This is a genomic window from Curtobacterium sp. VKM Ac-2865 (assembly GCF_015350905.1).
Taxonomy (GTDB): Bacteria; Actinomycetota; Actinomycetes; order Actinomycetales; family Microbacteriaceae; genus Curtobacterium.
In genome coordinates this window covers 405536-420496 of sequence record NZ_JADKRZ010000001.1, presented here as the reverse complement: position 1 = coordinate 420496, position 14961 = coordinate 405536, and the positions used below count along the sequence as shown (strand labels likewise).

Sequence of the window (14961 nt, the reverse complement as noted above, 5' to 3'; positions counted from 1 at the left end):
GGGTCCTCCAGGGTCGTACGGACGAGGGTGGTGCAGGTCAGACGGCGGCGGTGGTGCGCTGCTGCCAGCGGGTGACGGCGTCGGCCAGGACGGTCAGCGGGACCGCGCCGTTGCCGAGCACGGTGGCGTGGAAGTCCCGGATCGAGAACGCGTCGCCGAGGGCCTGTTGTGCGCCGGTGCGGAGCCGGAGGATCTCGCGGCGGCCGATCATGTACGCCAGCGCCTGTCCGGGCCAGGCAATGTAGCGGTCGACCTCGCTCCGGACGTGTTCGTCGGTCGTCGCGGTGTTGTCGAGCATGAACTGCACTGCACGCTCCCGCGACCAGCCGAACGCGTGCATGCCGGTGTCGACCACCAGTCGGCAGGCGCGGACGGCCCGCATCGAGAGCATCCCGAGCCGCGAGAGGTCGTCGGAGTACAGGCCGGCGTCGTCCGCGAACTGCTCGGAGTACAGCCCCCAGCCCTCGTTGAAGCTGCAGGCCTCCACGTCGAGGTGCCGCCGGTACCGCGGGATGTCGAGCCGCTGCGCCATCGCGAGCTGCATGTGGTGCCCGGGCACCGACTCGTGGAAGGTCAGGGCCTCGTACTCGTAGCGGTAGTGCGTCTCGGGGGCGCTGGCGTTGATGCAGAAGGTGCCCGGGCGGCTGCCGTCGACGGCGGGCGGACGGTAGAACCCGAGCGCGCTGGACGCGGCGTCGACCTCGTTGATCGGTTCGATCGCGCAGTCGGTGATGTCGTCCGCGGGGAAGTACCGGTCGCGCACGGCCTCGGCTCGGCCGAGGGCGTCGTGCGCGACGGCCATGATCTCCTCGCTCGAGCTGAACCGGAGCGCGGGGTCGTCGCGGAGTCGCGTGGCGATGGCGGCGAAGTCACGGAGGCCGAACAGCCGGTCCCCGATCTCGGCGGCCTCGGCGCGGATGCCCTCGAGCTCCTCGAGCCCGATCCGGTGCACCTCGTCCGGGGTCAGGTCGGTCGTGGTGTGCCGGGCGACCGCGGCGACGTAACCCTCGGTCCCGCCGGGCACCTCGCTGATGCCGACGTGGTCGTCGTCACGGGCCACCGGCAGCAGTGCGCGCAGTGCCTCGGCGAGTGCGGCCATCCCGGGGCGGACGGACTGCGCGACGAGGTCCTCCGACTGCGCGACCAGTGACGCAGCCTCGGCCACCGTCGCCGTGTGGGCGGGCTCGAGCAACGGGTCCTCCGCGAGCGGCAGCGCCAGGTACCCCTCGAGCTGCTCGACGGCGTGCAGGACGCCCATCCGCGTCGGCACCCGGCCGGCGGCGGCCTCGTCGGCGTACCGCTCCCCCAGCGCGACGAACATCGCGCCGAGCCCGGCGAGCCGGGACGTGTACCGGACGGCCGCGGCACGGTCCGGGACCGTCATCGCGGGCACGGCCTGGAACACGAGGCCCTGCCGGCTGACGTACCCCTTGGCCGAGGCGTTCGCCGCCCAGAGCGCGTGCCGGGCGTCGTCCGCCGCACCACGGGCCAGCGCGACGAGCACGTCGCGGTCGGTGCGCCCGGCGTCGTCGAGGTCCTCCCCCGGCAGCGCTGCTGCCTGCTGCGCCACGGCGTCGAGCTCGGCAGCTGCGCGCTCGCTCGCGGCCCGCGACGGGTCCCCCGGCAGGTGGTCGAACTCCGTGATCCCGAGCAGGGTCGCGTTGTACGGGTCGTACGTGTGCTGCGCGACGAAGTACCGCTCGCCCAGGGCGAGCAGTCGGGTGGCCGTGTCGGTGGTCAATGGTCCTCCAGAGGACAGGAACAGGGACGAACAGGAGAGGAACGGACAGGGACAGGACGGACTGGAGGCTCGCGGAGCCGACTCAGAAGAGCGAGTGGCCGCCGTCGACGGAGAGCGTCTGCCCGCTCACCCAGCCGGCGTCCGGTGCGACGAAGAAGGACACGGCTCGGGCGATGTCCTCCGGGGTGCCCGTCCGGCGGACCGCGATCCGCTCGACCAGGGCGCGCTGGCCCTCGGGCCCGTACGAGTCCCACTGCGCCTGCGTCGTCGGGTTCGACAGCACGAACCCGGGCGCGATGCAGTTCGCCGTGATGCCGTACTGGCCGAGCTCGTGCGCCATCTGCCGGGTGAAGCCGATCTGCGCCGCCTTCGCCGCGGTGTACGCCTGGATGCCGGTCAGGCTGACGCTGCGCCCGGCACCGGACGCGATCATCACGATCCGCCCCCACCCGCGCGGCTTCATGCTCCGGACGGCGGCACGGGTGCAGTTCCGCGTGGTCGTGAGGTTGGCGTGCAGGACGGCGTCCCAGGCCTCGTCCGAGAGCTCCTCGATCGGCGTGTGCGTCTGCCCGACCACGCCGCCGGCCACGTTCACCAGGACGTCGACCGGACCGAGCGCTGCGAACCAGGCGTCGGTCGCCGCGGTGTCACTGAGGTCCACGTCATCCCGGTCCACGCGGTGGACGACGGCACCGTCGGCGGCGAGCCGGTCCGCGATGCCGGACCCGATGCCCTGGGCTGCACCCGTGACCACCGCGACCCGACCTGCGAGCGTCTCCCCGGGCCTCCCGGCCGTGACCGCGCTCACAGCGCGCCCCCCGTCCCCGGCAGGGTGAGCGCCTCGACGTTGCCGGCCCCGACCTCGCGGGGCCCGGTGTCGTCGCGGACGTCCCCCTCGGCGTGCGCCGCACGGGAGGCGCGGGTGATCCGCACCGACTCCTCCCACTGCCGCATCCGCTCCAGCCCGCGGGGCCCGGCGGCGCGCAGGACGCCCTCGACCAGGGCCTCGATGAGCACGAGCAGCGGCGTCATGGAGTCGAACGGGATGCCGTCGACGGTGACCGGGAGCACGATGTCCGCGCTCTCGACCACGGGCGACAGCGACGTGTCGGTGATGAGCAGCACGGTGGCGCCCTGGCGCTTCGCCGCGGCAGCCGCCTGCTGCGCCACGAGCTCGTGCCGGCGGAAGTCCATCACGACGACGACCCCGCCCTTGCCGAGCTGCAGGAACCGGCCGACGTCGTGCCCGAGCGGCTCGGCCACGAAGTCGACGTTCGGCAGGATCTGGTCGAGCTGCGCCGCGAGCACCATCGCGAAGTACCGGCTGAAGTAGCCGCCCAGCAGTGCGACCTGCTTCGGCCGGTCGGCGAGCACCGCGACCGCGCGGTCGAACTCGCTCGGCGGCACGCTCGTGCCGAGCGACTCCACGAGCGCGACCCGGTCCGCGATGGCGCGACCGAGCGTGCCACCGTCACCGAGCGCGATGCCCTCCTGGGACCGCCGGAGCGGGCTGTTGAGGTGGTCGGCGATCTCGTCACGCACCCGCGCCTGGAACTCCGGCCAGCTGCCGAAGCCGAGGCGGCTCGCGAGCCGGAGGACCGTCGGCGTGCTCGTGCCGGCGGTGCGGGCCAGGCTCGCGGCGCTCTCCGTCCCAGAGGTGGGCCAGGCTGCCAGCAGTGCGCGGGCGACCTTGCGCTCCGCCGGGCTCAGCTCGTCCATGCGGGCGAAGACCTCGTCGTTGATGGGCATCCCTGCTCCTCGTCGTCGGTGGTGGTCGTGGTGCTCGTCCTGACGAGCCTGGCAGGCGCGGCCGGGCGAGCGCCCGGACCGGCGCGCCCGCGCAGGCCCGACCTCGTCAGGTCCGGAGCACCAGCCCGCTGCCGTCGTCGAACGCCGCGAACATCGTCGGCGAGTTGTGCGCCACGACGACGCGGCCGTCCGCGCCGACCGCGACGAGCCCGCCGCTGGCGTGCTCCTCGGTCAGCTCCTGCTGGATGGTCGCGGCCACGGCGTCGGGCAGCACGCTGCCGCCGTACCGCATCCGCGCGACGATGTCGTAGGACACCACCCCGCGGATGAACGCCTCGCCCTCGCCCGTGCAGGAGATCGCGGCGAACCCGTCGAGCGCGTACGTGCCCGCACCGATGATCGGCGAGTCACCGACGCGGCCGTCCTCCTGGTTCGCCATGCCCCCGGTCGACGTGGCCGCCGCGATGGAGCCGGTCCGGTCGCGGGCCACGGCTCCGACGGTCCCGTGCCGCGGAGCGACGAGCCGGTCCGCCAGGATGCGGGCCAGCTGCGCCTGCCGCGCCTCGGTGACGAAGTAGTCCTGCTCCGCGGTGGTGAGCCCCCAGGACTCGACGAGCGCGCGGGTCGGGTGGACCAGGAGCAGGTGGGCGGACCGTTCCATGACGGCGCGCGCCAGGTGCACGGGGTTGCGGGCATGCCGGGAGGCTGCGATCGCCCCCGCCAGACCGGTGCGGCCGTCCATCACGGCCGCGTCCAGTTCCACCTCCCCGTCGGTGGTCAGGGCGGCGCCCCGCCCGGCGTTGAAGAGCGGGTCGTCCTCGAGCTGCTCGACGGTCGCGCAGACCGCGTCGAGCGCGGTGCCGTCCTGGTCGAGGACCGCTTCGCCGGCCCGGTAGGCGCGGGTCAGGCCCGCCTCGAAGCGCTCGCGCTCCTCGGCGGCGAGCTCCTGGATGCGACCGCCGGCACCGCCGTGCAGCGCGAGCGACCAGCCGCGGACCGCCGGCACGTCGAACAGGACGGTGTCGCGCGGCGGGGCGATGGACTCCTCGGCGGGCATCAGCGCCCTCCGGCCTGGCGGGTGATGTAGTTCACGGCGACGAAGCGCGTGAACACCGACAGCAGGTCGTCGCCGGTGATCGCGATCGTCCTGGTGGCGACCCGGTCGACGCCGCCGACCCAGGTCGCGACGTCGGCCATGTCGGCCGTGGCGACGTCGAGCTCGAGGGTGGCCGGGCCGGTGATCGGTGCGGTGGTCATCTCCGGGATGCGCTCGACCGCGGTCTTCGCGGCCTCACGGATCCGACGGCAGGACTCGGTCGGGTGCAGGGCGTCGGCGCTGGCCCGGGTGATCGAGGTCTTCGTGACGACGTGCTCGGCGTCGGGTGCGAACGGCTCGGTCTCGTCCCAGGTGACCTCGTCGCCGGTGACCAGGGCGATCGGCACGCCGTGGTGGGACATGACGAGGGCGTTGATGCCGCTCTCCCCCACCCAGGTGCCGTCCACGCGGGCGCCGGTGAACACCTCGGGGTTGTACGTGTGCGACAGGACCGACGGCGCCCCCGAGATCGAGCCGTGGTAGCCGACCAGGAACGCCCCGTCGACCGAGGCGTCGAGCCCCTGCATCATGTACATCGGCTTGTGGCGACCGGTGATGAACCGCACCTTGTCCGGGTGCACGACGGCGCGCGGGTCGAGGTTCGACATCCGGCTGTGCGAGTCGTTGAGCAGCACCTCGGTGGCACCGCCGGCGACCGCGCCCTCGATGGCCGCGTTCACCTCGTCGAGGAGCAGTGCGCACCCCTGGGCGTAGCCGTCGCTGCCCGGGCGGCACTGGTCCCAGTCGACGATGCCCGCGACGCCTTCCATGTCGTACGAGATCCAGATCTTCATGCGGACGGTTCCTCCTGGTGGTGCGCGGCCGAGGCGGCCGGTGCGGCTGGTGCGACCTCGCTGAGGTCCGGCTCGACGACCCGTTCGGGGTCGAGGAGCACGTCGGGACGGGTGAGTGCTGGGTCGTCGGGCTCGATCGCGGGTTCGTGGAGCGGGTCCACGTCCCCGAGCTCGGCGGAGCGGATGCAGGCCGCGACGTGCGGGGCCTGCGCCTCAGCGTCGGGAGCCGACGTCGGGACCGTGGACGAGCCTCCAGGCCGGGTGCCGAGCACCAGCGGGACCGGCGCGAGCGCGGGGTCCGTCGTGCGGCACGCGTCCACCGCGTACGGGCAGCGCGGGTGGAACCGGCAGCCCGTCGGGATGTCGAACGGGCTCGGCGGGTCGCCCTGCAGGGCGAGCCGCGCCGTGACGCTCTCCGCGCCCATCCGTGGGATCGAGTCGATGAGCGCCCGCGTGTACGGGTGCCGCGGGTTCCGGAACAGCTCGTCGGTGTCCGCGACCTCGACGATGCGGCCGAGGTACATCACGGCGACCCGCTGGCTGAGGTGCTGGACGACGGCCAGGTTGTGCGCCACGAACAGGATGCTCAGGCCGAGCTCACGCTGCAGGCGGGCGAAGAGCTCCAGGATCGTCGCCTGCACCGACACGTCGAGGGCCGACACCGGCTCGTCGGCGATGAGCACGTCGGGCCGGACCGCGATGGCCCGGGCGATCGCGATGCGCTGCCGCTGCCCGCCGGAGAACTGGCTCGGGTAGGCGTCGAGCGCGTCCTCCTCGAGCCCCACGAGGTTGAGGATCCGGATGCTCTCCGCGCGCACCTCGGCCCGCGGCACGATCCGGTGCAGCAGCAGGAGCTCACGCAGCATCGAGCCGACCGAGATCCGCGGGTTCAGGGACGAGTACGGGTCCTGGAACACCATCTGGATCCGACGCGACGCGTCCTTGTCGCGGTGGACCGGCACGCGCTCGCCGTGCGCGTCGAGGGTCCCGGTGGTGGCCGTGACGCTGCCGACCAGGATCTTCGCCAGGGTCGACTTGCCGGAGCCGGACTCCCCCACCAGGGCGAGGACCTCGCCGCGGCGGAGCTCGAGGTCGATGCCGTCGAGCGCGGTCAGGGCGGTGGGAGCGGACCGGCGCATCCGGTCGATGACGGTGACGGGCAGCTGGTAGCGCTTGGTCACCGACTCGGCGCGGAGGACTGGGGCGGTGCTCGTGCTGGTGCTGGTGCTGGTGCTGGTGCTGGTGCTCGCGTTCATGCCAGGACCTCCACGGGCTCGCCGGGGGCGGCGGAGCCGATCTCGTGCGTGCGGATGCAGGCGGCGGTGCGGCCGGGGCCGACGTCCTCCTGCGCGGGCATCGCCTCGGTGCAGGCCTCGATGGCGAAGCGGCAGCGCGGCGCGAACGGGCACCCGTGCGGACGCGCGGCGACGTTCGGCGGGAACCCCGGGATCGGGATCAGGGCGCGGTCCGGGTCGTCGAAGTCCGGCGCGGACTCGAGCAGGCCCCGCGTGTACGGGTGCCGCGGGTCGCGGAAGACGTCCTTCACCGGGCCGGCCTCGACGCGGTGCCCGGCGTACATCACGGCGAGCTCGGTGCACGTCTGGTTCACCACGGCGAGGTCGTGGGTGACGAACGCCAGCGCGGTGCCGGTCTCGTCGCAGAGTTCCTCGACCAGCTGGAGCACCTGGTGCTGCACCGTGACGTCGAGCGCGGTCGTCGGCTCGTCGCAGAGCAGCAGCCGCGGGGAGCACGACAGCGCCATCGATATCATGATGCGCTGCCGGAGCCCGCCGGAGAGCTCGTGCGGGTACGCCCGTGCCCGGCGGGCCGGGTCCGGGATGCCCGTGCGGCGCATCATCTCGACGGCCAGCTCCGCGGCGGCCGTGCGGGAGAGCCCGAGGTGGCGGCGCGGTCCCTCGGCGATCTGCTCGCCGACCCGGACGACGGGGTTCAGCGCCGTCATCGGCTCCTGGAACACCATCGCGATCTGCGGGCCCATGAGCTTCCGACGGGCGGCGGCGGACATGCCGCCGAGGTCCTCGCCGCGGTACCGGATCGTGCCGGAGAGCACTTCCACGCCCTTCGGCAGGAGCCCGGCGATCGCGCGGAGCGTCAGGGACTTGCCGGAGCCGGACTCCCCGACGATGCCGAAGCGCTCGCCGGGTTGGATCGCGAAGGACAGGTCTTCGACGATGCGCACGTCGTCGCGGCCACGACGGCGGATGCCGATCGTCAGGGCCTCGACCTCGAGCAGTGGGGCGGTCATGCGCGGTCCTTCCGAGTGGACGCTGGTGTCGGTGCTCGTGCTCGTGCTCGTGCTCGTGCTCGTGCTCAGCATGTCAGCGCCTCCGGTCGGGGCTCAGCAGGTCGCTGATGCCGTCGCCGAGCCAGGACAGGCCGAGGCTCGCGACGACGACGACCAGCCCGGGGATCGTGGTCTGCTGCCACTGGGTGGTGATGAACTCCTGGCCGTCCACGATCATCGAGCCCCACTCGGCCGTCGGCGGCTCGATGCCCAGGCCGAGGTAGCCGAGCGTGACGATCGCCATGATGTCCATCACGATGTCGCTCATCGCGTAGATCACCGCCTGGCTCATCACGTTCGGGGCGATGTGGCGGACGAGCAGCCGGGTGTGGGACATGCCGCCGAGCCGGGCCGCGACGACGTAGTCCTGCTGGCGGGCGACGATGACCTCGCCGCGGACGATCTTGGCGTAGGACACCCACGAGACCGCCGCGATCGCCAGGTAGATGCTCGTCTCCCCCGCGCCGAGGACGAAGACCAGCACGATGACCATGACGTAGAAGGGGAACGCGAAGAACACGTCGACGATGCGCATCAGGACCGTGTCGACGATGCCGCCGACGTACCCGGCGATCGCGCCGACGACGCTGCCGACGACGAACGGGATGAGCACCGCGAGGAAGCCGACGCGCAGGTCGACGCGGGCACCCCAGATCAGGCGGGACAGCACGTCGCGGCCGTACTTGTCGGTGCCGAGCCAGTGCGCGGCGCTCGGGGACTCGAGGGCCTGCTCGAGGTGCTGGGCGATCGGGTCGTACGGCGCGATCACCGGGGCCAGCACGGCGACGAGCACCAGCAGGCCGACGATGACGATGCCCGCCATCAGGGAGCCGTTGCGGTACCAGGCGCGGAGGGACCGGGAGCGCGACGCACGGCGGCGCTGCTTGAAGCCCACGAGCGCGGCGGTGGGGGTGGTCATGGGGTGGTGCCTCCGGCCAGGTCGACCCGCGGGTCGAGCATCGTGTAGACGACGTCGGTCAGGATCCCGACCACGACGACGAAGATCGCGACGAACAGGGTGACGCCCTGGATCGTCGGGAAGTCGCGGGAGAAGATCGCGTTCACCATGAGCGAGCCGAGGCCCGGCAGCGCGAAGACCTTCTCGATGACGAGCGACCCGCCGACCAGGTACCCGAGGTTCACGCCGATGATCGACACCGTCGGGATCGCCGCGTTCCGGAGCACGTGGTCGCGGAACAGCGGCAGGCCGGCGGCGCCCTTCGACTTCGCGGTGCCGACGTACTCGGACTCGAGCACCCCGATCATCGACGCCCGGAGGCTCCTGATGATCGTCGGGGACATCGCGATCGCCAGCGTCAGCGCCGGCAGGAACAGGAAGTACAGGTGGGCGCCGGCGCCGTCGCCGTACCCACCGACGGGGAAGGCCCGCACGTTCACGGCGAGCAGCAGGATCAGCATGATGCCGACCCAGAACTGCGGCATGCCCTGGCCGAGCAGGGTGAACCCGCGGGCGAACAGGTCGCCGGCGCGGTTCGGTCGGCTCGCCGCCAGAGAGGCGAGCGGGATGCTGATCACGAGCGCCATCACCAGCGCGAGGCCGAGGAGCGACAGGGTGACCGGCACCGCCTGCAGCACGAGCTGTCCGACGGGGAGCTGGTAGGTGAGGCTCGTGCCGAGGTTGCCGTGGACGATCTGCCCGAGGAACCGGAAGTACTGCTCCCACAGCGGCCGGTCGAGGCCGAGCTGTTCGGTCAGCGCCGCGACGCTGGCCTTCGTCGCGCGTTCACCGAGGAGCGCGAGTGCCGCGTTGCCCGGCAGCAGGTGGGAGAGGAAGAACACGATGATGGTCACGCCGAACGCGACCGGGACGGCCTGCAGGAGCCGTCCGGGGATGAACCGGAGCCGGTGGAGCATGACTGCCTTTCCGAGAGGGGCGGTGGGGTCCGACCGGCGTCGGACCCCACCGGTGTCGGGGTCCGGCGCGCAGCCGGACCCCGACGGAGTCACTTCGCCTTGGAGACGTCCTCGAGCTGGTAGTTGCCGAGCGGCGTCACGTGGAAGTCGTTCACCTTGTCGGTGGTCGCGAACACGTAGGGCGAGTAGTACAGGTACGCCAGGAAGGCGTCGTCACCGGTCTTCTGCTGGAGCTCGGAGTACAGCTCCTGGCGCTTGGCCGGGTCCGTCTCCTTCTGCGCCTGCTTGTTGACCGCGATGACGTCCGGGTTGTCGTAGTGCGTGAAGGCCGAGTTCGAGCCGCCCTCGGGGTCGACCGCGAAGGAGGTCCACTCGTCGGGGTCCGGGATGTCCATCGTCCAGGCGGACCACGCCATGTCGAAGTCGCCGGCCAGTCGGGCTTCCTTGTTCGCCGTCGGGTCGAGCTGCTTGATCTTCATCGTGATCCCGATCTCCTTGAGCTCGGACTGCATGATCTGCGCGATGGAGGTCTGGTTCGGGTCACCCGACCGGATGAGCAGCGTCGTGGTGAACCCGTCGGGCTTGGACGACTTCGCGAGCTCGGCCTTCGCCTGCTTCACGTCGTACGTCGGGCCCTCGGCCTTCGCGTCGTAGTACGGGGTGCCGGGCGACAGCAGCGAGTTCGCCGTCGTGCCGTTGCCGAACAGCACCGCCTTGACCATCGCCTTGCGGTCGAGGGCGAAGGCGATCGCGCGGCGCACGTGGACGTCGTCGAAGGGCTTGCGCTGCTGGTTGAACGCCACGTAGTCGATCTGCGTCGACTTGAAGGTGTCGGCCTTGACCCCGGCCGCCGACTTCAGCGACGACAGGCTCGACCAGTCCGGGGTGTCGTCGATGTCGACCTGGCCGCCCTGCACCTGGAGCTTGCGGGTGTTGGCGTCCGGCACGACGGTCCACTTGACGCCGTCGAGGTAGGGCTTGCCCTTCTGCCAGTAGTCGTCGTTCGCCGTCAGGCTGAGCGACTGCCCCTTCTTCCAGGACTCCCACACGAACGGCCCGGTGCCGACCGGGTGCGTGTAGAACTCCTTCTTCGACTCGCCCCCGTAGTTGTCGGGCACGACCGCGTTGCTGAAGAGCGACAGGTCGGCGATGAGCGGTGCCCACGCGTACTTCAGGTCGATCTCGACCGTCTCGTCGTCGACGGCGCTGACCTTGTCGATCGCCGCGTTGATGTAGCCCCAGCCCGAGGCGCCGGTGGCGGTGTCGGCGTTGATGGAGAAGACGACGTCCTTCGCGGTCATCGGGTCCCCGTTGGAGAACTCGACGCCCTTGCGGAGGTGGATCGTGTACTTCTTGCCGTCCTCCGACGCGTCGTACCCGGTCGCCAGCCACGGCTCGAGCTTCTTGCCGTCGGCGCTGACGTTGAACAGCGGCTCCATGATCTGCTGCATCACGTGGATGGAGTTGTTGTCGAAGGTCGTGGTGTTGTCCATCGAGATGATGTCGGCGGACCGCGCCATCGTCAGGACACCGCCCTTCGGGTGACCACCGGCGGCAGTGCCGGTGGTGTCCGCCGAGCCGCCGGCGCTGCAGCCTGCGAGGACCAGGGCTGCTGCCGCTGTCATCGCGGCCACGGCCGCCCGATTCCGTTGTCTCATCGAATGCCTCTTCGCTTCTGTGCACCGGTGCTGGTGCGGTGTCCGTGTCGGGGAGGTGGAGCGATTGGTGCTGTAGTGATGATTACAGTACGACAAGATCTTTTCGGTTTTGTTACGTTTGGAAGACGATGGACCACGGCACCCCGCAGATCGCCCTCCGACCCTTCCGCGCCGACGACGCCGAGACCGTCGTCGCCTGGTTCCGCACGCCCGAGGACGCCCTCGCGGTCGCAGGCACCGGTGCGCCGTGGCCCTACCGGGCGGCCGACCTGGTCGCCGCGTCGGCCGGGGACGACCGGCGCCCGTTGACGGTGACGCCCGCCGACGATCCCGACGACGTCGTCGGGCACGTGGCGGTCGTCCGCGTCACTGCGACGACCGGGCGGCTGGCACGGATCGTCCTCGCACCACGACTCCGCGGGAGGGGGCTCTCCGGCGAACTCGTGGCGCTCGCCGTGGCCGAGGCCCGGGCGCTCGGACTCACCGAACTCGCACTGTTCGTCGTGCCGGGCAACACCCCGGCGCTCCGTGCCTACGCGGCCGCCGGCTTCGTGCGCGGCGCGCCGGACCCGGAGCACCCGGAGTACGTGCGGCTGGTCAGGTCGTGGTCATCGTGAACACCGCCCGCTCCGGTCCCCGGACATGACGGAACCGCGGCCCGGACACCGCACCGCGTCGCTGCGGGGTGCTGTGTCCGGACCGCGGTCCGGTGGGTGACGAGCGGGGCTCAGGCCTCGGAGGTCGGCACGTCCTCCGCGTCGATCTCGAGCGCCGTACGCTCCTCGCCCTGCTCCTCGACGGTGCTGGAGGCCGTGTCCGGCTGCTCCGGTGCGTCTGCCTGCGTGGTCTCTTCTGCCGGATCCGGCTGGCTGTAGCTCATGGGCGGGACGCTACGCGCGCGGGCCTGGGGACGGTCGGGCGGTGCGCCCACCGGTCACCACGACGGACGGGAGGCTCGTCCCGGGTCCGGCGCCGAGCCTCCCGTCGGGCACAGCGCGCGGCGAACTGCCCGCGGCGGCTTACGGTGTCGCCCGCCGCGTTGCGGCCGGTTCGCGCCCCGCGGCGCGCATCGCGCCCCGTCGTGCGCGGGCGCGAAGTCCACACCGGGGCGCGACCGTCGCCGTGATCCGGTGTGCGCTCCGCCGCCGGACGGGAGGCTCGCCCCGCGTCCGTCGCCGAGCCTCCCATCCGTCGCCGGTGGCGTCTGCGGAGCGCGCGGCGTCACCGCACAACGAACGTCGGCTCGAACCACGGACATCCGTGGTTCGAGCCGACGTCCGCGGTTCCGCGCCACTTCGCGCCGCGGCTGACGCGCGCCGCTTCGCGGCACGGCAGCGACCGCCGTCGCCGCCGCGCTCCGCCGGCCGGTCAGGCCCCGACGTAGGCCGCCAGGTGCTGCCCCGTCAGGGTCGAGCGCGCGGCGACCAGCGCGGCCGGCGTCCCCACGAACACGACGCGACCGCCGTCGTGACCAGCGCCCGGCCCGAGGTCGATGACGTGGTCGGCATGCGCCATCACGGCCTGGTGGTGCTCGATCACCACGACGGTCCTGCCGGCGTCCACCATCCGGTCGAGCAGGCCGAGCAGCTGCGCGACGTCCGCGAGGTGCAGGCCAGTGGTCGGTTCGTCGAGGACGATCACCCCGCCGGGCTCCCCCAGGTGCGTCGCGAGCTTCAGGCGCTGGCGTTCCCCGCCCGAGAGCGTGGTGAGCGGCTGGCCGATCGTCAGGTAGCCGAGCCCCACGTCCGCCAGCCGCGTGAGGAGAGTGTGCGCTGCCGGGAGACGGGACTCCCCCGTGGCGAAGAAGTCGAGGGCCTCGGTGACGGACATCGCCAGCACCTCGCTGACGTCCTTGCCGCCCAACCGGTACGCGAGCACCGACTGGTCGAACCGGCGGCCCTCGCACTCCGCACACGTGGTGGAGACCCCGGCCATCATCCCGAGGTCGGTGTAGATGACGCCGGCACCGTTGCAGGCCGGGCAGGCGCCATCGGAGTTGGCGCTGAACAGCGCGGGCTTGACGCCGTTCGCCTTCGCGAAGGCCTTGCGGATCGGCTCGAGCAACCCGGTGTAGGTGGCGGGGTTGCTGCGTCGGGACCCGCGGATCCCGCTCTGGTCGACGGTGACGACGTCGTCACGGTGGGACAGCGACCCGTTGATGAGCGTGCTCTTGCCGGAGCCGGCGACACCGGTCACCACGGTCAGGACCCCGAGCGGCACGTCGACGTCGACGTCCTGCAGGTTGTGCCGGTCGGCACCCCGGATCTCGATGACACCGGTGGGCTGACGCACGGTCGCCTTGACGGAGACGCGGTCGTCCAGGTGGCGCCCCGTCACCGTGTCGCTCGCGCGCAGGCCGTCGACCGGTCCCTGGTAGCAGAGCGTGCCGCCACCCGAGCCTGCCCCGGGTCCGAGGTCGACGACGTGGTCCGCGATCGCGATGACCTCTGGCTTGTGCTCGACGACCAGCACGGTGTTGCCCTTGTCGCGGAGGCGCAGCAGCAGCAGGTTCATCCGCTCGATGTCGTGCGGGTGCAACCCGGTGCTCGGCTCGTCGAAGACGTAGGTGATGTCACTGAGCGAGGACCCGAGGTGCTTCACCATCTTGACGCGCTGCCCCTCGCCGCCGGAGAGCGTGCCCGTGGGGCGGTCGAGCGACAGGTAGCCGAGCCCGATCTCGACGAAGGCGTCGACGGCGTCGCGGAGCCCGTCGAGCAGCGGTCCGACCGACGGCGCATCGAGCTCGTGCAGCCAGGCGGCCAGGTCGGTGATCTGCATCGCGGCGACGTCGGCGATGTCCTTCCCGCCGATCTTCGACGACCGCGCGATGTCGTTGAGCCGTGTGCCGTCGCAGTCCGGGCACGTGGTGAACGTGACCGCGCGGTCGACGAACGCGCGGATGTGCGGCTGCATCGCCGAGCGGTCCTTCTGCAGCAGCGACCGGCGGACGCGCGGCACGAGCCCCTCGTACGTCATGTTGATGCCCGCGATCTTCTGCTTCGTCGGCTCGCGGTACAGGAAGTCCTGCCGCTCCTGCTCGGTGAAGTCGCGGATGGGCTTGTCGCCGGGGTAGTAGCCCGACTCCGCGTACAGCCGGACGTTCCAGCCGTCGGTGCCGTACCCGGGCACGGTGAGCGCGCCGTCGTTCAACGCCCGGGACTCGTCGAAGAGCTGCGACAGGTCGATCTCGCTGACGCTCCCCCGCCCTTCGCACCGGGCGCACATCCCACCGAGCCGGCTGAACGAGACCTTCTCTGCCTTGGCCTCGGTCCCGCGCTGCACGGTGATGGCGCCACCTGCGGTGACCGTCGCCAGGTTGAACGAGAAGGCGTTCGGCCCGCCGATGTGCGGCTGGCCCAGGCGGCTGAAGAGGAGCCGCAGCATGGCGCTGGCGTCGGTCGCGGTGCCCACCGTGGAGCGGGGGTCGGCGCCGATGCGTTCCTGGTCGACGACGATCGCGGTCGTCAGGCCGTCGAGCCGGTCGACGTCGGGCCGACCGAGCGACGGCATGAAGCCCTGCACGAACACGCTGTAGGTCTCGTTGATCATCCGCTGCGACTCCGCGGCGACGGTGCCGAAGACCAGCGAGCTCTTGCCCGACCCGGACACCCCGGTGAAGACGGTCAGCCGGCGCTTCGGCAGGTCGACGTCGACGTCCCGCAGGTTGTTCTCGCGCGCGCCACGCACCCGGATGCGGTCGTGGCTGTCGGCGATGCGCCCCGTGCTGGTGTCCATGCGGGTCA

Annotated in this window: 13 protein-coding genes; 1 reads left to right on the top strand and 12 read right to left on the bottom strand. The window is 71.7% G+C overall.

Annotation, left to right across the window (positions count from 1 at the left end; genetic code table 11):
• Nucleotides 1-37: 37 nt before the first annotated feature.
• From ITJ54_RS01865 to ITJ54_RS01820, 10 genes are all read right to left on the bottom strand, one after another.
• Nucleotides 38-1741 carry a DUF885 domain-containing protein gene (locus tag ITJ54_RS01865; RefSeq protein ID WP_194625633.1) on the bottom strand — a complete coding sequence of 568 codons (1704 nt, stop codon included), beginning with the start codon at nucleotides 1739-1741 and terminating at the stop codon, nucleotides 38-40.
• 82 nt (nucleotides 1742-1823) lie between these two features.
• Nucleotides 1824-2549, bottom strand: coding sequence for an SDR family NAD(P)-dependent oxidoreductase (locus ITJ54_RS01860; RefSeq protein ID WP_194625632.1), 726 nt, complete (start codon nucleotides 2547-2549; stop codon nucleotides 1824-1826).
• Nucleotides 2546-3490 carry a MurR/RpiR family transcriptional regulator gene (locus ITJ54_RS01855; protein ID WP_194625631.1) on the bottom strand — a complete coding sequence of 315 codons (945 nt, stop codon included), beginning with the start codon at nucleotides 3488-3490 and terminating at the stop codon, nucleotides 2546-2548. The genes ITJ54_RS01860 and ITJ54_RS01855 overlap by 4 nt, the downstream gene beginning before the upstream one ends.
• 106 nt (nucleotides 3491-3596) lie before the next feature.
• Entirely contained in the window at nucleotides 3597-4547 is a 951-nt protein-coding gene (locus ITJ54_RS01850; protein ID WP_071275343.1) for an isoaspartyl peptidase/L-asparaginase family protein, read from the bottom strand.
• Nucleotides 4547-5380 (bottom strand): M55 family metallopeptidase, encoded by an 834-nt coding sequence (locus ITJ54_RS01845; RefSeq protein WP_194625630.1) that lies wholly within the window; start codon nucleotides 5378-5380, stop codon nucleotides 4547-4549. Before ITJ54_RS01845 ends, ITJ54_RS01850 begins: the two co-directional genes overlap by 1 nt.
• Nucleotides 5377-6636, bottom strand: a complete 1260-nt coding sequence (locus tag ITJ54_RS01840) for an oligopeptide/dipeptide ABC transporter ATP-binding protein (protein WP_228508128.1) — start codon at nucleotides 6634-6636, stop codon at nucleotides 5377-5379. The genes ITJ54_RS01845 and ITJ54_RS01840 overlap by 4 nt, the downstream gene beginning before the upstream one ends.
• The gene (locus ITJ54_RS01835) at nucleotides 6633-7646 is read right to left on the bottom strand and encodes an ABC transporter ATP-binding protein (RefSeq protein WP_194625629.1); all 1014 of its coding nucleotides are present in this window, start codon (nucleotides 7644-7646) and stop codon (nucleotides 6633-6635) included. The genes ITJ54_RS01840 and ITJ54_RS01835 overlap by 4 nt, the downstream gene beginning before the upstream one ends.
• Before the next feature lie 73 nt (nucleotides 7647-7719).
• Nucleotides 7720-8604 carry an ABC transporter permease gene (locus ITJ54_RS01830; protein ID WP_194625628.1) on the bottom strand — a complete coding sequence of 295 codons (885 nt, stop codon included), beginning with the start codon at nucleotides 8602-8604 and terminating at the stop codon, nucleotides 7720-7722.
• Nucleotides 8601-9560, bottom strand: coding sequence for an ABC transporter permease (locus ITJ54_RS01825; protein ID WP_194625627.1), 960 nt, complete (start codon nucleotides 9558-9560; stop codon nucleotides 8601-8603). The genes ITJ54_RS01830 and ITJ54_RS01825 overlap by 4 nt, the downstream gene beginning before the upstream one ends.
• A gap of 89 nt (nucleotides 9561-9649) precedes the next feature.
• On the bottom strand, nucleotides 9650-11218 hold the full coding sequence (locus ITJ54_RS01820) for an ABC transporter substrate-binding protein (RefSeq protein WP_194625626.1): 1569 nt from the start codon (nucleotides 11216-11218) through the stop codon (nucleotides 9650-9652).
• Between the two features lie 128 nt (nucleotides 11219-11346).
• On the opposite strand from ITJ54_RS01820, the gene ITJ54_RS01815 reads away from it, so the two are divergent.
• Nucleotides 11347-11835, top strand: coding sequence for a GNAT family N-acetyltransferase (locus ITJ54_RS01815; protein ID WP_194625625.1), 489 nt, complete (start codon nucleotides 11347-11349; stop codon nucleotides 11833-11835).
• A gap of 110 nt (nucleotides 11836-11945) precedes the next feature.
• Here the strand turns inward: ITJ54_RS01815 and ITJ54_RS01810 are convergent, their stop codons facing one another.
• Complete coding sequence (locus ITJ54_RS01810; RefSeq protein ID WP_175481329.1) at nucleotides 11946-12098, bottom strand: hypothetical protein; 153 nt, start codon at nucleotides 12096-12098, stop codon at nucleotides 11946-11948.
• A 488-nt stretch (nucleotides 12099-12586) separates the two neighbouring features.
• Nucleotides 12587-14953 carry an ATP-binding cassette domain-containing protein gene (locus ITJ54_RS01805; protein WP_194625624.1) on the bottom strand — a complete coding sequence of 789 codons (2367 nt, stop codon included), beginning with the start codon at nucleotides 14951-14953 and terminating at the stop codon, nucleotides 12587-12589.
• Nucleotides 14954-14961: the final 8 nt, after the last annotated feature.